The sequence below is a fragment of the Plectonema radiosum NIES-515 genome (assembly GCF_025753815.1).
GTDB classification, from domain to species: Bacteria; Cyanobacteriota; Cyanobacteriia; order Cyanobacteriales; family Nostocaceae; genus Hassallia; species Hassallia radiosum_A.
The window spans coordinates 31,892-51,801 of record NZ_JAOWRF010000386.1 but is presented as its reverse complement, the minus strand read 5'-3'; the positions used below and the strand labels follow the sequence as shown (position 1 = coordinate 51,801).

Annotated in this window: 16 protein-coding genes and 1 pseudogene; 11 read left to right on the top strand and 6 right to left on the bottom strand. The window is 40.3% G+C overall.

Annotated elements, in window-relative coordinates; genetic code table 11:
• Positions 1-1,474 precede the first annotated feature (1,474 nt).
• From OGM63_RS27055 to OGM63_RS27020, 8 genes are all read left to right on the top strand, one after another.
• Entirely contained in the window at positions 1,475-2,251 is a 777-nt protein-coding gene (locus OGM63_RS27055; RefSeq protein WP_263748814.1) for a peptidylprolyl isomerase, read from the top strand.
• Positions 2,248-5,208: a peptidase domain-containing ABC transporter gene (locus OGM63_RS27050; RefSeq protein ID WP_263748813.1), complete on the top strand. Its 2,961-nt coding sequence runs from the start codon at positions 2,248-2,250 to the stop codon at positions 5,206-5,208. The genes OGM63_RS27055 and OGM63_RS27050 overlap by 4 nt, the downstream gene beginning before the upstream one ends.
• Before the next feature lie 441 nt (positions 5,209-5,649).
• Positions 5,650-6,036, top strand: coding sequence for a helix-turn-helix domain-containing protein (locus OGM63_RS27045; protein WP_263748812.1), 387 nt, complete (start codon positions 5,650-5,652; stop codon positions 6,034-6,036).
• The gene (locus OGM63_RS27040; protein ID WP_318528553.1) at positions 6,033-6,596 is read left to right on the top strand and encodes a transposase; all 564 of its coding nucleotides are present in this window, start codon (positions 6,033-6,035) and stop codon (positions 6,594-6,596) included. The genes OGM63_RS27045 and OGM63_RS27040 overlap by 4 nt, the downstream gene beginning before the upstream one ends.
• Before the next feature lie 46 nt (positions 6,597-6,642).
• Positions 6,643-8,280, top strand: coding sequence for a beta-barrel domain-containing protein (locus OGM63_RS27035; protein ID WP_263748811.1), 1,638 nt, complete (start codon positions 6,643-6,645; stop codon positions 8,278-8,280).
• 284 nt (positions 8,281-8,564) lie between these two features.
• Positions 8,565-9,212 carry a hypothetical protein gene (locus OGM63_RS27030; RefSeq protein WP_263748810.1) on the top strand — a complete coding sequence of 216 codons (648 nt, stop codon included), beginning with the start codon at positions 8,565-8,567 and terminating at the stop codon, positions 9,210-9,212.
• Between the two features lie 172 nt (positions 9,213-9,384).
• Positions 9,385-9,816, top strand: coding sequence for a hypothetical protein (locus tag OGM63_RS27025; protein ID WP_069069520.1), 432 nt, complete (start codon positions 9,385-9,387; stop codon positions 9,814-9,816).
• 195 nt (positions 9,817-10,011) lie between these two features.
• The gene (locus tag OGM63_RS27020) at positions 10,012-10,236 is read left to right on the top strand and encodes a hypothetical protein (protein ID WP_263748829.1); all 225 of its coding nucleotides are present in this window, start codon (positions 10,012-10,014) and stop codon (positions 10,234-10,236) included.
• Here the strand turns inward: OGM63_RS27020 and ltrA are convergent.
• Positions 10,147-12,047: pseudogene (ltrA, locus tag OGM63_RS27015) on the bottom strand (group II intron reverse transcriptase/maturase). The gene OGM63_RS27020 and the pseudogene ltrA sit on opposite strands and share 90 nt — an antisense overlap.
• 557 nt (positions 12,048-12,604) lie before the next feature.
• Between ltrA and OGM63_RS27010 the strand changes: the two are divergent.
• Complete coding sequence (locus tag OGM63_RS27010; RefSeq protein ID WP_263748809.1) at positions 12,605-12,814, top strand: hypothetical protein; 210 nt, start codon at positions 12,605-12,607, stop codon at positions 12,812-12,814.
• Between the two features lie 78 nt (positions 12,815-12,892).
• Here the strand turns inward: OGM63_RS27010 and OGM63_RS27005 are convergent, their stop codons facing one another.
• From OGM63_RS27005 to OGM63_RS26985, 5 genes are all read right to left on the bottom strand, one after another.
• The gene (locus OGM63_RS27005) at positions 12,893-13,438 is read right to left on the bottom strand and encodes a hypothetical protein (protein WP_263748808.1); all 546 of its coding nucleotides are present in this window, start codon (positions 13,436-13,438) and stop codon (positions 12,893-12,895) included.
• A gap of 152 nt (positions 13,439-13,590) precedes the next feature.
• Positions 13,591-14,376: a DUF6753 family protein gene (locus tag OGM63_RS27000; protein WP_263748807.1), complete on the bottom strand. Its 786-nt coding sequence runs from the start codon at positions 14,374-14,376 to the stop codon at positions 13,591-13,593.
• A gap of 175 nt (positions 14,377-14,551) precedes the next feature.
• Positions 14,552-15,322, bottom strand: a complete 771-nt coding sequence (locus OGM63_RS26995; RefSeq protein ID WP_263748806.1) for a P-loop NTPase family protein — start codon at positions 15,320-15,322, stop codon at positions 14,552-14,554.
• Positions 15,323-15,367: 45 nt separating this feature from the next.
• On the bottom strand, positions 15,368-15,913 hold the full coding sequence (locus OGM63_RS26990; RefSeq protein WP_263748805.1) for a hypothetical protein: 546 nt from the start codon (positions 15,911-15,913) through the stop codon (positions 15,368-15,370).
• Complete coding sequence (locus OGM63_RS26985) at positions 15,910-17,058, bottom strand: ParM/StbA family protein (protein WP_263748804.1); 1,149 nt, start codon at positions 17,056-17,058, stop codon at positions 15,910-15,912. The genes OGM63_RS26990 and OGM63_RS26985 overlap by 4 nt, the downstream gene beginning before the upstream one ends.
• 718 nt (positions 17,059-17,776) lie before the next feature.
• Here OGM63_RS26985 and OGM63_RS26980 point away from each other — a divergent pair.
• Both OGM63_RS26980 and OGM63_RS26975 read left to right on the top strand, forming a co-directional pair.
• Positions 17,777-18,151 (top strand): plasmid mobilization protein, encoded by a 375-nt coding sequence (locus tag OGM63_RS26980; protein ID WP_223265518.1) that lies wholly within the window; start codon positions 17,777-17,779, stop codon positions 18,149-18,151.
• Positions 18,148-19,092, top strand: a complete 945-nt coding sequence (locus OGM63_RS26975; protein ID WP_263748803.1) for a relaxase/mobilization nuclease domain-containing protein — start codon at positions 18,148-18,150, stop codon at positions 19,090-19,092. Before OGM63_RS26980 ends, OGM63_RS26975 begins: the two co-directional genes overlap by 4 nt.
• The last annotated feature ends 818 nt before the right edge of the window (positions 19,093-19,910 follow it).

Genomic DNA, 19,910 nt, shown 5'->3' with positions numbered 1-19,910 from the left:
AACCACATTAACTGCAAATAGAGGGGGTCTCAAAACCACATTATCTGCATTCTGAACCACATTAGGTGCAAATAGCCTAAAACCCTTACCAGTCGTCAATTTTTAATTTTTCACATCAAAACTGTCCAGAAAATACGAACCAATTTACCAAACACTTATGCCCGGTTAATGTGGTTTAATTTAGACAATATCCGTTCAATTAAATTATAAATAAGGTTTTTTTCGTTCCGGCCACGCTAACTTGTTTCTTAAACAGGCAAACACTCTTAAAACAAAAAAACTTTTACAGTGTGGGACGGTCAAAAAATCTTTAATTTAGACACTTTCAGGATAATTATAACCAAAAAGCTCAAAATAGCTATGGCTATGAATTTCAGGCTATTTGCGGTAAATCAGTACTTATTTGCAGCGAATATGGTTTGTTTGCAGTTAATGTGGTTTGGTTGCAGCTAATGTGGTTTTATTTGCAGATAATGTGGTTTTGAGACCCCTCTTATTTGCAGTTAATGTGGTTTTAAAATCGCCTTGTTTGCAGTTTTATCTCCGGATATTTGCAGTTCGTTACACGTAGGATGAGTTTCGTACCTCAACCCATCATCACAAATCCCACAGCTTTTGTAGTACACAAACAGCCCAAAAAGCTATTTACACCTTATGTGTCGGGTAAAAGAGTTTGGTATACAATTACAACTGTCTGGTTAATATTTAATATCTTGAGGAGTGTTTTATTACCACTGTCCGCTAGACAGTTCGCCATACATGTTAATATTTATGGGAATTTGTTATTCAAATATAATTAACTGTCTGCTGTACACTATTATTCATATCACAAGACTCTTCAACCAGACACCGGACGACAGAGACTCTACTGCTAGAAAATTTTTATCCAAAATTTATATATATGTTTTTTGGTAAAAAAATTTTACTTCTTTAATTATCTGTCGGTCGAAATACTATTTTGACATGTCAAATTAATAAAGCCAGACAACTAATTAGAAAGAAAAATTGGTACGAGAAATCGTCCGGGCATTCCGACGCACTGATGAGTGTTTTTATCAAACATGTCTGGTCATACAGCGCGTTTTCTACACTAATATTGTCTGGTCATTTTATTAACTGTCTGGTCACTGTCCGGTTACTGTAAACGTGTGTGACACCACTATTGAAGGTGATTTTATAATACAGACGTGTGACAGATTATTAGTAGAAATATTTACAGATGTAAAATTGAGTCGAAGTACACATAGCTTTTCAAGCTGACGGACAGTCCTGCATTTCTCAAAAACTCATGTTTTGAGTCACCATCACTGTGCTACCGTATTCCCACGTAGCGCACTTTTGAGAAATAGCACTGTTTTTAAGTATCCTCAAGGTTGCCGTATTCATTATATTAAGCAATCCTTAAACAGTGAGTTTGTATTTAAAGCAACACTCGCACATTTCAGGCTGCTGTCTTCTACCGAAGTTTATTGCTATGGCACACATCCAACTTGGCAACCAAACAATATCAGCCACAGAGTTACCACACCTGTTGGCAGAGTATCAACTATTGTCACAGTTTCAACGCGAATTAATCGTTAATAAAGCCATTGCCCCTATCGAATTAACTCCCCAAGAGAAAGCCAACTCTATAGAGCAATTCTGTCAACAGAACAAGCTTACTACACAATCAGCCATAAAAGCAGCATTACAACAACAGTGTATCACAGAGGTACAATTTGAAGCGATCGCAACAAGGGAACTGCGAGTAGAAAAATTTAAAATAGCAAATTGGGGAAACAAACTAGAATCACTCTTCCTCCAATACAAACCCCAACTCGATAAAGTCGTCTACTCCCTCCTCCGCATCCAAGACGCAGAAATAGCACAAGAACTATACTTCCGCATCAAAGCAGGAGAACAAAGCTTTGCTGACTGTGCTCTTGAATATTCCCTTGGACAAGAAGCACAAACAGGAGGATTGCTCGGACCCGTTCCCATATCGCAACCCCATCCAGACATAGCACAAAAACTCTCCATCTCCCAACCAGGGCAATTGTGGACACCCATCAAGCTGGAGAATTGGTACGTAATTATACGGTTTGAAAAATTAGTTGCGGCACAGTTAGATGATACTACACGCACCATGTTGCGAAATCACTTATTTGAACAATGGTTAGCAGAACAACTACAAAGATCACCAATTTCACTTAACACCAACGACAATTCCCTACTCCCAAGTGCATCTACTCCAGTTTTAGTAACGCAATGATAGAAAGCACTACCACCATTGTAGAGTTCCTAGCTTTGATTCCACCCTTTGACAGACTTGACCCCACTTCAATCGAGCGCATCGCCGCAAAACTCGAACCATTGCGTTATAGAATGGGACAAGCAATTCTGGCACGAGAAACCCTACCAGCAAGAGTTAACATTCTCTTTCAAGGCAAAGCAAGATTGCTGGGATATTCAAGAAGTGCAGATGCTCCAGAAACATTGGAATTACTAGAACCAGGAGCGATTATCGGTGCTGCTTCCATTGTACGTGGAGTATTGAGTGAAACAGCGATCGCATCCACCGAGTCAATCTGTCTTACACTTAAAGCAGCAGATTTTCTCGCACTGCTTGAATTTGAACCAATCCTGAAAAATGCATTTTGCAACAAATGCAGTTTAATTGAAATATACGACCTATTGGGTGCAGAATTAGAACGTCGGGGTAAAGTTGTAGATAATTTAAAATCTTTAGCTCTAGCATCTCTTCACCACGCAACTGTACTCAACTTACCACCAGGTAAAACGCCACTTCAACAACTAGATCCGAATCTGCTATGGTTAGTTAGCAGCACTTGTGATAATTACCAGGTGGGAAATGCCATCAACCCAACCGATGCGGGTAATATTCAAGCAACGGGAAAGGGAATTCGTCTCATTGGCTTATCCAACCCTACATTATCATTTTCCCAATCAGTAACCACAACCGAATCCGATATTTCGATTCAAGCAAATCCTTGGGAAAACGTCCCATTTGCACCCCTAAAACCAGAAGCACCATCCGAAAGCAACAACGCACAACAAGTCAAATATCCCTACGTTCACGGACGAGGACCAGTAGATGCTAGTTTAGCGTGCTTCCAAATGCTCAGTCAACTCTGGGGAATGCCGTGGAAACGTGATGTATTGAAGCGAGCATTAGTTAACAACTACCAGCGCACTGGTAAAATCTCCATAGAACTCTGCGGTGGTGTTGCTGAGTTGATGGGTTTAAAGTCGCAACTAGTCAACATTCCTTCCTTCGCTATATCCAAGCTACCAACTCCTATTTTACTACCTTGGCTGGATAGTTTTGCAATTATTTACTTTGCCACAGAACAAGAACTAGTTTTTGCTATCCCCGAACAGGGAATTACCCGTAAAAAGCCAGCCGATTTTGTTGAAGCTTGGGGAGAATCCGGACAAGTCTTACTTCTGCAACCCACTAAAGAAACACCCAAAAAGCGGTTTGGATTATCTTGGTTTCTCCCAGCTATCAAGAAACATAAGACAGTTTTAATTGAAGTATTTATCGCTTCATTATTTGTACAACTATTAGGGTTAGCTAATCCCCTCATTACTCAAGTAATTATTGATAAAGTCATTATTCAAAATGGCATCAATACCCTTAACGTGTTGGGTAGCCTGTTAATTGTAATGGCTATCATCGAGGGTGTTATTACTTGGTTGCGTACCAACTTGTTTGTCGATACCACCAACCGGATTGATTTAAGTTTAGGCTCAGAAGTAATCGACCACCTACTCAGATTACCACTACGCTACTTTGAAAAGCGTCCTGTCGGTGAAATCTCAAGTCGGATAAACGAACTTGAAAATATTCGCTCTTTCCTTACAGGTACTGCCTTAACTGTAGTGCTAGATGCCATCTTTTCGGTTATCTACATCGCGGTGATGGTCTTCTACAGTTGGCTATTAACAATTGTAGCACTGGCAACTATACCATTATTTGCGCTACTTACATTTATATTTGCCCCAATTATTCGCAATCAAACTAGAACCAAAGCTGAAAGAAATGCTGAAACTCAATCATATCTGGTAGAAGTAGTTTCTGGAATACAAACAGTCAAAGCACAAAATATCGAACTTAATTCCCGATGGCAATGGCAAACACGCTACGGTAAATATATTAGTGCAAGCTTTGAGAACGTACTCACTTCCAACACAGCTAGTTCAATAAGCAACTTCCTCAACAAACTATCGAGTTTACTTTTATTGTGGGTTGGTGCATATCTAGTATTGAAACAAGAAATCACATTAGGACAATTAATCGCTTTCAGGATTATAGCAGGTTACGTTACCAGTCCCCTACTGCGATTAATTCAACTGTGGCAGAACTTCCAAGAAACGGCTTTATCTTTAGAACGTCTTGCAGATATTCTGGATACTCCCCAAGAAAGCGAAATTGCTGGTCGTAATAATATACCAATGCCAGCTATTAACGGAACAGTCAAATATGATAACGTTACCTTCAGCTTTGGTAAATCTCCCAACCCCCAACTTAATAACGTTCATCTTGACATCCCTAAAGGTACGTTTGTGGGAGTTGTGGGACAAAGTGGTGCTGGTAAGAGTACCCTAACTAAATTATTACCCAGACTATACGAACTTGACGCAGGACGCATCTTAATTGACGGGTACGACATTAGCAAAGTCGAATTATATTCCCTGCGTCAACAAATTGGTATGGTACTGCAAGATACTCTCTTGTTCGATACCACTGTACAAGAAAATATTGCTCTAACTTGCCCGGATGCTACACCAGAAGAGATTGTTGAAGCAGCTCATATTGCTTGCGCTCACGATTTTATCATGAATCTGCCCAATGGTTATGAAACTAAAGTTGGGGAAAGGGGTTCAGCATTATCTGGGGGACAAAGACAAAGGATAGCGATCGCACGGACTGTATTGCAAAATCCACCACTTTTGATTCTAGATGAAGCTACCAGTGCTTTAGATTATGCCACAGAAAGGCAAGTTTGTTTGAATCTGGCAGCAGCATTCCGTGGAAGGACAGTATTGTTTATCACGCATAGATTGCCAACAATTCAAAATGCTGATGTGATTCTGATGATGAGTGCTGGGAAAGTAACGGAACAAGGGACTCATGCTGAATTGATGGGGATGAGGGGATTGTACTACTGTCTCTACCAACAGCAAGAGGCATCTTCTGGGTGAGACAAACGGTTGATTTCACGCATCTTGAGCTTCTTTTAATAACAACCAACAACCAATAATCAATAACTAATAATTAACCAAATTATGATTAGTTCTACTCCGACAAACAATAACCAAGTACCGTCATACCAAAACCGACAAATAACTATCAACAACCAATAACTAAATTAACAACCAACCAATAAACAATAATGTACAACTAAACGAAGTACCAATAAAAACCAATAACAACCAATAATTAACAACCAATAAATAAACAATAATGTACAACTAAACGAAGTACCAATAAAAACCAATAACCAATAATTAACGACTAATCACCCAACTAAAAAAGTTAATCACCTCCCACCAAGTTCATTCATTTTATTTATAACTACTAACCACGTTACAGCACTTCCATCTGTAATGAGGTACACTAGATTAAAATATAAATACTTTTAAATGAAGTCATACTCTGTCGATCTTCGAGAAAAAATAGTTGCAGCACATGTTCAGAAAAACATTTCAATCAGGAAAGTAGCTAATATATTTTCCGTCTCAAAGAGTTTAGTGCAAAAGCTTGTAAAACAACAAAAACTTGATGGAAATTTACAACCCAAGCCGCAAGGAAAACCACAATTTAGTCATCTGACAAATGCGGACATAGATTTAAGAGAATTAGTTGAAGCATATCCAGATGCAACATTGATAGAGTTGTGTGAATTATTTGCAGATAAAACTGGTAATTGGGTAGGTCAAAGTGCAATGTGTTCTGCATTACATAAATTAGGATTAAATCGTAAAAAAAAACAACGCGGAGTACCCAAGCAGGAACAGAAAGAGTCCTGAATTTAAGATTAGATTATTGGGAGCAGGTCAAAAATATAGAGCCAGAAAATTTAGTATTTCTGGACGAAACTGGTATCCTACTTGGCTTAACAAGGACTCATGCCCGTTCACAAATGGGAACAAGAGCTTACTCAGCAAACCCCTTCTACCGAGGTTCAAAGGTTACAGTAATTGGAGCCATTAGTATTAATAAGGTAGTTGCATTAATGACAATGAATGATTCAATGGATGGCAACGCATTTGAAGTATTTCTTGAGAAGTTTTTAGTGCCACAGTTATGGCCTGGAGCAGTGGTAGTTATGGATAATTTATCCGCGCATAAACGAGGTTCAATTGTGCCAATGATTGAAGCTGTCGGTGCCTCAGTTCTAAGTTTATCCTCATATTCTCCTGATTTTAATCCAATTGAGTTATGGTGGTCACAACTCAAATATTTCTTACGCAGTTTTGCTCCAACTACAACACAAATGGTTGATAAACTAATCTCAGTTGCACTCGACTTAATAAATCCTCAACATTTAAGAAACTGGTTTGCTAGTTGCTGCTACTGTACCTCATAATAGCCGGAAGTGCTGTAAGCTCGCTCAAACTCAATACAAACTAATTATGAATACTGATAATGGTAACGGTACAAATGGAAACGGGAAATCTTCACACAATGGTAATGATACTAACAAGAATAATACTAGTGGTAATGGTAACGCACATTCGTCAATACCCTCGTTGGTTTCCATCCAACAATTAGAACAACTATCAACCCCAGCATCCGAGATTCAACCCAAACCACCCAATACTGCACCACGTTACATTCCTAAATTTGACCAACCAGTAATATTAAAACAACCAAGAAAATGGTCAAGAGCAATCCTGTGGAGTTTGATGGCAGTAACTACTGGTACTGTAATTTGGGCAAATTTAGCCTTAATTGAAGAAGCCGTATCTGCTACTGGTAAATTGGAAGCTAGTGGTGCAACACTAGATGTACAAGCACCTGTGGGTGGGGTAGTTAAACAAATATTTGTTATTGATGGCAAGCAAGTTCATCTTGGAGAACCCTTGCTTACACTTGATAATACAACGAGCATTGCACAGATGCAATCCTTGCAGAAAATTCGTGCTTCGTTAGTTCAAGAAAACCAGTTTTATCAGTCTGAATTAAAAGGTAGCACTTCTGTTGATGTCACAAAATTAAAAATTCCAACTGAGATACTTGATTTAACTAGAAGTCGGGCTACACTAATAGCAGAAAATCAGGTATACCGTACCCAGCTAGATGGTAGTAGCAGTGCTAGTAAATTAACGTTAGAACAACGAGAACGTGTTTCGTCCAATCAAGTGGAATTGTCTGCACGAGTAGCAGCTGCAACTTCACAAATCGACCAATTAAAACGACAATTTCAGCAAACCGATATTAAACTTGTCAGTACCAAAGATACCTTAAAGATGAATCAGGGTATATTGGATAATATTACCCCTTTAATGAAAGATGGGGGTATTTCCAAAATTCAATACTTCAAACAACAAGAGGAAGTAAGAAATGCCCAAAGTGAAATTGACCAACTTACGCAAGAAAAAGCACGTTTAAGAGCTTCTATAGCAGAAGGAATTGCTAAGTTGCATTCGACTGTAGCTGTCTCACGTAGGGATTGGCTTAATACTATAGCAGAAAATAATAAGAAGATTGCTGAAATTGACTCGCAATTTACTAAAGGGATAGTCGAAAATAATAAAAAAATAGCCGAGACGGATAGTCAAATTAGTCAAGCCAAAATGAACCTGAAATATCAGGAAATAAAAGCGCCTGCTAATGGTACAATTTTTGAATTAAAAGCACACACACCGGGGTTTGTTGTCACATCAAGCGAACCCATCTTGAAAGTGGTTCCCAGTGACAAACTTGTAGCCAAAGTCTACATCACCAACAAGGATATCGGGTTTGTGAAAGAGGGGATGACGGTTGATGTGCGTATCGATTCGTTCCCGTTTAGTGAATTTGGCGATATTAAGGGTAAACTCGTGTGGATTGGTTCGGATGCACTACCACCAGACCAGATTTATCCATTTTACAGGTTCCCTGCAAAGGTGGAACTTGAAACTCAGCAGTTGTTGGTTTCAGGAAGGAATATATCGTTACAGTCGGGGATGGGAGTAAGTACGAATATTAAGATTCGCTCACGCACGGTGATGTCGATATTTACAGATATGTTTAGTTCAAGTGTCGAGAGTCTCAAGACTGTGCGATAGCTATCATCTGTTAGCTAATTGGCTTTCCTTACAACAGTATTCTCCTATAAATTCGCCTCTGCAAAAACTATACATCTTGTCAACTACTTCTACTGGACTGGCCGCTCTAGGAATAGTTAACTATCTCTTATTTCCTCTCATCCATAGGAAACAGAAGAAATCAAATAAAATTCCGGTTCATCTAAAAAAATAGGTTTGAAATTGGAAATTGTCTGGAAATGGATGTGAAAGCCGCGATTGCGGCAAGGAAGTGAAAAATTTACTTCAATAAAGGAAGCTGTAAAATGGCGTATGCAAAGCGCTCCGAAGGAATCGCTAGAGCTAGAACCAATAACAATCGCAACGGAGCTAATCCTAAAACATCTGCCAAAACTAATGGTGCATCTGCAACAACTAAATCAAAGGTAGCAAATGCTTCACCACAAGAAGAGGCAATCTTCTTGTTGAAGGAATTGCGGAACCTAATCTTCAAGGAATACGGCGTTAAATTACAACTACGCGATTCGCGTGTTTCAACTAAAATCGGTCATGCAGCCCGTGAAAAACTCGGACTTGATATTGCAGCCCAAGTCAAAAAGAAAGGTGGTAACAAAAAGTTTGATTGGCAAAAATGGAATACCAAATTATTTACTAAATTGTTTGGACAACCAGATGCACTGAAATATGCACCAGAAGTAGTGGCAATTTTCATGAGTATGCTGTACGACACTATCAGCACTGACCCAGAGCAAGCAATAGCAGATTTAGTGGAATTCAACCGCGCATCTCTGGAACGTCGTAATTCTTTCCAAGAACAAGAAGAGGAAGAACTTGACGATTTAGATGACGAACTGGACGAAGACCTGGATGAAGATGAGGAGGATATTGAAGATGAACTCGACGAAGATTTAGATGAAGATGACGAATTAGATGAAGAAGATGAAGACGAGTAAATAACTCCGACTTATTCTCAGTAATTAACAGAATAATAACCCAAAATAACCATGTATTGCCTCAAACAATACAGGTTATTTTTTTGCTGAATAAAGAATTGAAATTGGAGCGAATTGCATCTTTCGATGCTGTTTCTATGAGAAAAATACTAAATATCAAGGAGTAATTCTCATGGTTAACGCTAACGTTCGCAAAACTGCTAAAGCATCACGCAAAATTGAAAGGCATATTCCTGCTTTAGAACGAGTAATGACTTATCAGGAAAAAGTACACCTGATGGTAATTGAAGTATTGCGGGAAGAATCAGGAAGAGAATTAGCAGCAGCAGCCAGATTTAACGGACAAGAGTTTGATTGGGACAAACACAATTCCCAGTTCCGTAAGGACTATGTAAATACACCATTAAAAGAACTGGTGAATTATGCCCGCAAACTCTACGGCTTGAATAATCTTGATGAAATTCGAGATAGACGTGCTTCTCATAAAGCTGCTCGGTCTAAACGCATGGACGGACTCAATGGTTTAAGTAGCAACTCTGATGACTTGATAAATGACGATTTTGAACAAGATGAAGATGACGAAGATATAGAAATTGACGATTAATTACAATGCCCTGAATTATCTAATTCGGGGCATTTTTATTTCCCGCCCACCCGCATCCAAAAAACAGAATTGAAGGCAGCGATTGCTGCTGAATTCAAGAGAGTTAAAAGTGAACTCTAACTCAGAAGGCATCTGTCGATGCTATTTAGGTGAAATGTAGTAATTCGTTAATCAAAGGATAATCAAATGACTCAAATGACTCGTAATCAGCAACAAACAAAAGCGTTGGATCAAGTAATAGGTTATCAGGATAAAGTGCGATTAATGGTACTGGAAGTTTTACGTGAGGAATCAGGCAGAGAACTTGCTGCTCAAGCACGTTTTAATCAGCTAGAATTTGATTGGAACGAACATAACATTCACTTTATTAAACTCAACGAGTCTATCACTAGACCCGTTGGTCTTCAAAACCGGACGTGAGACTTTCACCTCATCCGGCTCCTCAATGGTTTGACCCTTATCATGGGTACTTCTCGCTACCAAATCACATATATTTCTGTATCACTCTTAAGTCGATTATAAGAGTTGTCAGTGGTAGTTTTAACGTCGTGACAATGCCTATGTAAGGCTTGAAGATTATCATATCTATCCTTTCCGCCTTGTAACTTAGGGATAGTATGGTCAATCTCAATTAAATCGTCTTCTCTAAAGTACAATCCGCAATGAGCGCATTTCCCTTTTTGCTTTTTGAGTAGTGTTGCTACTCTCTTGGGTACTAGGGGATTCTCACCTTTTCTTGAACTCCAATATTTTAAGTTTCCATCGAACGGGGAAGCGTCACCTTTTACTTTTATGTGTCTCACAATATCTCTTTGTGAGTGTTTGAATAGCCTCATTGTGACTTTCCGTTCTTTAGTTACCGAAAATACCCAGTTGTCGCCATCTATAGTGTGCCAATATTTCTTGGATACCCATGCCCCTGATTTTTTGGGGTGGCGACGTTCAGCCCATCGTTTTAGCTTTCTAAATACTAGATTCTTTAGTTCAGCGAATATTTCTTTACTCACAACTGTTGAGTAATAGTTTACCCATCCCCTAATTACGGGGTTGAGTTTACTTATTAATGCTTCTTGAGGGGCATTTTTGTGGGTGTCGATAATTCTGGCTACTTCCTCGTAGTGTTTATTTATTGCTTTATCGCTGGGTTTGATGAGTGTTTTAAACCCTAACCTTTTTCCATTTGATGATTTACCGGAGTTGTTTTTACTGACTTTGTATTGCTTCACATTGAAGCTTAGGAAGTCAAACCCGGCTGGGTGTTCTTCTCCATATTTCTTCCCCATTAGTGTATGTACTAATCGGGTTTTATTAGGGTTTAATTCTAGTCCAATATTTGCTAACCACTTTTCGATTCTATTTCTGAGGACTAACATATTCAATCTATCAGGTGCAATGATTACAAAATCATCGGCATATCTTATTAAGGAAAATGCTTGTTGATTATTTTTCTTATGCCCTGTTAATGTGGCTGCGTAATCTTTAATTACTTTCTCCATCCCGTGTAACGCGATGTTAGCAAGTAATGGTGATATTACACCGCCTTGTGGTGTTCCCTCATTTGTTTCATGATGGCTACCATTATCTAATACTCCTGCTTTTAACCATGCTTTAATTAACCTCCTCATGGTTGGGAATGTGTTGATTTTGGTTAGCAGTTTTTCGTGGTTTATTTTATCGAAGCATTTTGAAATGTCGGCATCTATCACCCACTTGGCGGTTGTTTTGATGCTGTTAAATATTGCTTCGATTGCATCATGGGCGCTGCGTCCAGGTCTGAAACCATAACTGTTAGGCTCAAACTTTGCCTCCCATTCTGGTTCTAACGCTAGCTTGACAAGCGCTTGAGTTGCTCTATCTTGCATTGTGGGGATTCCTAGAGGACGCTTTTCGGAGCTTCCAAGTTTAGGAATCCATACCCGTCTTGTTGCCTTAACCTTGCGATTAAGTTTTAGATTGCTAACTAGGGTTAATCTGGCTTTTGGTGTTAGGGATTTTACACCGTCTACACCTGCTGTCTTCTTTCCCTGGTTATCTTGGGTAACTTTTCTTACTGCAAGGGATTTTCCAGACCAAGACCTCATCAAAGTTTTTTGGAGTTTGCGAACTGCCTTAGTATCACCACGTTGAGAAGCTTGGTATATTCTTTTCTGAAGCTTGTACACTTTACGTTCTAGGCTATGCCAGGGTATTGTGTTCCATTCCGCCGTAGTCTTTAAACTCGTATTAGACATTTCGATTACTTCCTAATCAGACCAAACCTTTCAAATCATCGTGAGTACGTCAGCATATCTTAATCATTACAATTAAGCTTTCGCTTCTTACTCAATCTCACCTCGTTACTGCATCCGGTTAGCACCTACTCAGATATTCGACCATCTGAGAGCAAATAACGGGTTACTTCGTTCCGAATAACAATGCTACATACCTTTAGAGTGACACTATTCACCGGGTTTTTTTGGGGGTGCTTATTGGTCAACTAGCAAATTGCCAATCCCATATCCTTTACCATTTTGGTGTAGCGATTCATCCTGATTGCGCTACTTTATAGTCACGATGATTCGGACGTGTCTTTAAGCTGGGGCTTTTACTCCTGGGTATTTTGCTTGGCGTTTACTGGATTTAGGCTGTCCTTGATTCCGCCTTTTATCCCCGCTTTACCGATTGATGGCTAGTCGCTACAGTAAGGGCTATGCTTTCACTCCAGCACTTAGAGGGTGGGTTATGCTCCCACATTGTTATTCAGTTATCAAAGTGTTCATTTCATAGTTAACAGTTACCGTTAATTTGTATGTCCACTAAGCGGCTAATCCTCCCTAACCCTTACAGGGCTTGGTTTATAGCCAACGAATCGCACCGCCAGGACTATAGCGAAACTCCCATCAATGAACTACTAGCATACGCCAAACGTCTGTATGGACTGAAAGATTTGGATGTAGTACGGGAGCGGCGCAAAGCTCATAAACAACAACGTACAGCTAGATGGGCTGAAGCTTCATAATTACCTGCTGGTTCTCACAGTAGCTCCACTAAAATGTGGGGTAACTTTTTTGCCCACCCACCCTCAACCGTAAAAGCTTTATTTTACAGAAGATGCAGCTTCGCACCCCACCCCGCCAAATGTTGTAATTGTCCGACTGGAAAGTTTACTAGTCATCAACTCATAAATCTGCTGATTTGAAAGTTGAGTTGGCTTGACTTCGACTGTGGGTGCAGTTCCTCCCCTGTTGATTTGAATAATGGAATCAGCCCAATAAAACTGCTGCTGGTCAGGTTGTGAATAAACAGGATAACAGCCTTTCGAGGCGATCGCTAATTTATGCTCTACGCTAGAAACTGATGGCAGAGAAATACCAGCAGGAACTAATTTTGCCTCTCCTACTGGGCCCCACAAACGTAATTGTTGATTTACACAACGTTTTCCATCTTTTAGCGGGGCAATGATATTGCCACAAACTTTAACATCCACGTCATACATCGGCGGATAATCAGGCACAGTTGGAGCTTGAGCTTGAGTCGTATTCTTCTCATCCTTGCCACTGACATTTACAGTAGTAGGGGTACAAGCTGTAACTATACCTCCTATTACCAGCAGCCAAAGCCAGTTAACTTTGCAGGTAAACATCTGCTGAATCCTCTTCTACGATTGAGAAATTGACAACTAATTTTTTAACTTAAACCCCGTACATTTTGAAACCTGGAGTTTTTAAGGAGAGTGTATTATTCTGTCGTGGCTTGAGTTCTGAGCTTTACTCGAATTCCAAAAAACTATGGTTTTCAAGGTAGGCGTGGTTTAGATACAAACTGGCGCTGATTGCTAGGTGATGTCCATAACGTGCAGAACCCGGATGAGGCTTTTCTGCTACTTGCTCCAATTTCCAGTGTTACCCCCAAACGCTTGACATCCTTAGCACAAACAAGTTGACCGTTTTGATCGCGACTCAGCAAATCTTGATTCCATTGCATTAGGTTGTGAGCAAACTTACCTTCATTACTGGTTGCCCATTCCAAAGCATTGGCTTGGGCTTGAGTGAGTTGGCGTGGCCCAGCAGGATTTAGATGACTGGATTGATACCAAGACATTCCACCTACACTTACCAGTCCGCCTACTCCAGCTGCAATTAATAGCAGTATTCCCGCAGCAATTAAAGAGGGAACTGAATGAATAGCACGCTCAAATTCAGTACGCCTAATTAATCCTGTCACAGCCTGAGCGATCGCTTTTTGCTGACCTTTTACTGCTGCCTTTTCATATGTCTGGAGATGGTCATAAAGCTGCGTTTGCCACAGGTCAAACATTGCTTCCATTTCTTTGGGATTGTCTTCCAATAGCACTTGTAACCTGCCAGTAGCAATCATCATCAGAAAAGCTGGGTCATCAGGGTCAAGCCCAGTTTGGACTACAATTTCCCAAACCCTAGCTTTAAATGAATCATCTTTACCTCGAATGGCTAAATCTAGTAAAGTTGGGTAAGGAATTTGGCTCAGTCCTTTGCCTCTAGCAGCTACTGAATCCAAAAACTCATCGTCTAAATCGAGTTCTTCAGTGTGAGAATTACTCATATTTGTATTTGCTTTTAGCTAATTCACGCCCTCGTCCCCCACGCTCATTTGGTATAGGAATCCGAATTGATGATGGGAGATGTCACCAAAACAGTGCTGAGTGCTGAGTAAAAAAGTAAAATTAATTGCACAGGCTAAACCCCCCGCTATCCATGTACACCACTCCTGAATTAGATTACTTCTTGGTAGCAACCTTGCCGTTGACATTAGCATCATCAACTTTTTCTGTTGGGGAAGTAATTGAAGCTGCTGGAAGGTTCCAAATTTTAGCTTTCTCAATTTCCTCAGAAGCTTTTTTGAGAAAATTGTGTAATCGCTGCTTACCCAATACGCCTAACTCTCCATAATCTCTAGCCGCAGAAAAATTTATCTGATTGGCATCAAGGATATCTCTTTCTCGATAGCTGAACTTGGGAAAATTGATGACAGCTACTTTATAAGCTTTGATTAATTCCTGTAAATCCTTACGTCCATCTACGTGTTTCCAGTCATCGCATAAACCACAATTGCGTACAAATATATGTTTAATCTTGTTTTCAAATCGTTCGAGAGATTGAATAAATAATTGAACACTGTCATATCCACCACTACAAACAAACCACTTATATATTTTGACCTTATTTTTCCCAGTTATTTCTAGGATTTGATTACGCTCAATCCAATCAGTTACTGCTGGGTATACTTGAGCAGGTAAATTGACAATGACAGAAGTTGTTAGTGCTAAATTAAAAATTTCATCAGCATCATAAGCTTTACGTTCTGATTCGCTAAAAACTGCTATTTTATGATTATCTGGGTAAAATGCACCCACATCTGGATTACTTTGGTCTGCTTCTACCAACTCATAAGGGAGTTTATTGTCAATGCAGTATTGCACCATAACCCGTGCAAATAAAGACTTGCCAACTCCACCTTTTTCGCCATCAATGAAGTGAATTGCTGCCATCTGAAATCCCCTTTGCAATTTGACTAAATGTGCATTAATAAATACTTAAATATTTTCAAACATATTGTCTGTATCATCATAGAAAGACCCCTCACCAGGAATGAAGGAATCAGAATCTATTTTGTGTTTTGACTTGCTGCTACTATTGTTATTGTTATTACTATCATCAGGATTACTGTGACTGGAATTACCTGCATCTAGACCGAACATAGTAGCAAGTGTTTGAGGATTGGTCATAGTGCTTATAGGCATAGACAAAACATCACTTGATTTATGTGGTAATCCTAGTTCCATCCGCAAATAAGCCAAATGTTGTTCCAGGGCATGACAACAAATCAACCCTACCCGACGTAGTTCTTGATCACTAATATCTACACCTGCATCTGCTTGTGCTTTGTATGCTAAAGGCAACCAGCACATTCGTAATGCCTGCAATACCATCTCTTTGCTAGAACGCGCTTCATCTCCCTGTTGTAAATATGCAATTAACTGGCCGTCTACTGTATTTGAGTAAGGATAGTAAGAAAATCTAAAAATTTTGCGCTGTCTATTAGTATCATGATTTTTGGATTGTTTTTTATTTGTAGTCATGCTACCTTCTCCATTTGCGCTCTAAACCGCATAAACAAACCAAACGCATCAATCAACCTAAATGACAAAGCTTCCTGCTCTCGGAAACTACGATAATAATCATTACTTTTATCCTTGAATACTTCTTGTAGCTGCTGCTGTAAGTCAGCACCCCAATAAGTTGAAATTTCTTGAAAACAGTCTTGTAACTCTTGCTCTAAGTACAATGCTGCGCCACCACTCAAAATCACCTCGTTCACCGCAGGTAAAGTTGATTCCAGCCAATCGTAAAGCCTAGACCAATACTCAGCTTTAGCAGTAGCAATGGCATTAACAATCATCTGCAATTCATAATCAATGTTTTTAGGTTCTCTACTTTTGACCAGAGTACGAATTGCTTGGTTATCAGTCGTGATATCTGAACCAGCTGCATAGATGGCAGAGGTCAAAACAGTGGCATCCTGCCCAGATGTGCGCTCAATTACTCGCTTTACCATTTGGTGAAAGCCCAACCCATTGGTGTAACCTGCCGTCATCTTGCCCCGTTCAAATAATAGAAGGCTGGTGTTGCGATGCCCGAACATTAGCACTGCGATCGTTTGGGCGTTGAACCATTCTTTACCATTCTGGCGTTGGCGAATCATTGCCAATCCCGCACCTTCGGGTAAGCACTCGAATCGCTCCAGCTTCACCCGCAACCTTTGACCCCGAAACCTAAAATCCTTGAGTGCAGACTGCAACTGTTGCTCAAATGCTTGGCGATTTTGATATTCACTATAGGGCAGTAGTGAGGTCAGTGATAGTGAAAACCTGTTAGGCAATTTGTTGTGTTGAGCGATCGCACCGATTACTGCTAGGGCTTTGTGAATTGAGGTTTCGTACTTGAGCTTATCGAGTCTGGCAGATGCTGAAAACTGCCGTGCCAGGAATCCAACTACCGTACATTGTGTATCACCATCCGCAGGACTTGACACCCAGGCTTCATCTGCTGGTTTAGGAGATTCCAGACCCTTGCGACTCGACATATAAGCGTCAATCGAACTTTGAGGCAACTTCAGCATCTCTGGTTCCATTGTCATCAAATGTGGTTTGCCTTCAGTTGCTAGTTCGTAAACAATCTTGGTCAAGGAAGCACCAGGGTCAAAACTGACTATCAGATTTGACATTGACTGTGGTTGTGATTATCCATAAAAGCTGCTTTTAACTTAAATGCAAATATTGGCTGTGAACATCACTCTACTGACCATTTTGTTGGAGCCAAATTTTAGCCAATTGGTTATTTTTTTTTGCTGCTGTTAATGAAGTCGTTACTTTTCTGCTAAGAAATTCGATTTAAAAAAGTGTGCCATCACAGATCCATGCCAGATCCACGAACGAGCCATTGCAGATCCATTGCAGTGACAATGTTGATCCAATACAGATCCATTTGTCTGACATACGTATTGTAAGTATCATTTTTATTAGCAACAATGATTTACTATTGACAAAGATTATGTCATGAGAGATCCAATACAAATCCCTCAGAGATCCATCACATATTCATCCAGCAGTTGATTCGAGCAGCCCAAAAAAACCTTTGGTGAGTAGCAAGCTATGTTGCTGTCCGGACATTTTTTCTGGGGAGAAAAAACGCACCCCAAGGTGCGGCAACAAACTTGCCCTCCTTTCACGGTTCCCCTACCTAAGTAGGTCAACCACCGTGACAGAGGGGAAGATGATACGAAAATTCTCTCTGGGAGTTCAGCCTGGAAAATAAATTTCTGCAAGGTTTGGGCAAATTAGCTTTTTAATTGCGTGATCGCATCTTGGTATTGAACCAGAATCGTAAGTAACCGCTTGGTCAATGACAAATGATAGTGCAGTCGTCAAACTTAAAACAGAATCTTGACTAATGCATCAATAATGCGACAGAAACGCTCACACAGGATAGACATTAGACTGACTTTGGCAGAATACGAGAAAGCACAGCTAATGGCAGATGAAAATAATCTCACTATGAGTGAGTTGTTTCGTGCCAAGACTCTGAAAAATAGATTGCCCAGGCGTGTCACCAAAGTAGCAGGCCAAACTTACTGGGAGTTAGGGAAAATAGGCAACAACCTCAACCAAATAGCTAAAGCAATCAATACTTCAGTACTCATGGGAGAACCTGTGGTCGTAGATAGAGCATTGTTGTCACAGGTAAGAGATTTGGTGAAACAGGTGCGCCGAGAGATTGCTGAAATTGATTTAATCACTGATTTACAAGATGAAGGATGATTGGCAAGCACATCAAAGGTAAAAGTTTCCGGGGACTGCTAAACTACCTCTTTGGCAAAGATGGGGCAAGACAAATCGGTGGGAATATGGAAGGAACAAACCCACGCGAATTAGCAGCTGAATTTGGTATATCTCGAAGATTAAACCCGAAGGTGAACAGGGCTGTTTATCACGCTTCTCTCAGTTTGGCCCACAAAGAGAGTTTAAATGATGATACTTGGGATGAAATAGCCCAGAAGTATCTGCAAGCAATGGGTTTTAATATGAACCAATATGTTGTAGTGCGGCATACTGACCGGACTCATGAACACATACATATTGCTGCCAGTCGCATTCAATTAGATGGCACTACAGTTTCTGATAGCTGGGACGATCGCAGAAGTGAAGTGGTAATTCGTAAGTTGGAGCAGGAATACAATTTACAATCGGTGCAACCAAGTTGGGAAAAAGATAAGCACAGTCCAACTACTGGCGAACGTAGGCACATTGCCAGAACTGGAGAGGAAAGCGTTAGGGTCAAACTTCAGCGAGCGATCGACCAAGCAACCCACGACCATCCCACTATGCCAGAGTTAATAGAGCGAGAGCAACAACTTCGTATTAATATCCGCGTTGTTTATACTCGCACAGGCATTGTCAAAGGCATTAGTTACCAACTTGATGGTGTAGCTTTTAGTGGTACGCATCTGGGTAAAGCATATACCTTTCCTGGTTTACAAAAGCATCGAGGTGTAAACTACAGTCCCAAGCGGGATGACAAACGCATCCAGAAACTCATGGAACAAGCTGTTGAACATCCTACACCAGCAGTGCCTTCAAAACAGGATGCCCCGCCCGCCCTCGACTTCTTGGTATTTACCGGAAATCCACTGCTTACCTTCCAACTTACTGCGATCGCGGAACTCCCTACCACCTGCATTTTCCAAATCATCCAGTTCTAAGTAAGCGCAGTCTTTTTGGGTACAAGGCACAGAAAACCCTTGCACATCTGAACCAGAAATCGTATTGTTACGGCGGTTTTCTGCTGACCCATAAACTACATCAATCCGCATTACCAAGCTACCAATTTTAGTGATGGGATTAGGCATTGACCCTAAAGGTACTTGTCCCAAACCAGGAATATCCGAAACATTGCTATTCATCCAGCCTGTAAATTGTTGTAACTGTACTGCATCTAAGTTAGGAATTGAAGAAATAGAAAACTTTGACAAGTCGATTTCTCCCAACTTCATTTGCCCAACTTCATACTGTGTTAGTACCTGAGCTAGTGTTAAATTAGATGCGGCAATTAAGTGAGATTTTAGTAAAGTGGCAACAGGTGTAATATTGTTTACTTGTGTGTTATCTAAGTCTGGAACAACCTGAGCTAAATGCCTCAATGTCTGCTTCCCAATCAGGGGAAATTTACTCAAGGCAATTTTGTTTAAATCTATACTGTTAATGCCTGTATTTGCCTCTGGTACTGTGCGTAAAGCGATCGCCTGGATCGCCTGCAAAGAAAACTCCTCTGCCTGTAATGCTTCACTGATATCTCCTAACTTCAAATATTGGTCAGGAGTCATACCCACATTCCAAGTGCGACTCAGGTCATAACCTAGTGTTTGACTGTAGGGACTGCCATCAATTGCACCAGATTGACTGATACCTGGTAGCTGTCCCAGAGAAATGCGGCTCCAGTCTGGGAGCAAAACTTTAGTAGCAGGTAGTCGAGACTGAGGATTTGCAACTTCTACAATTCGAGTCGGTAAATTGCCATCAA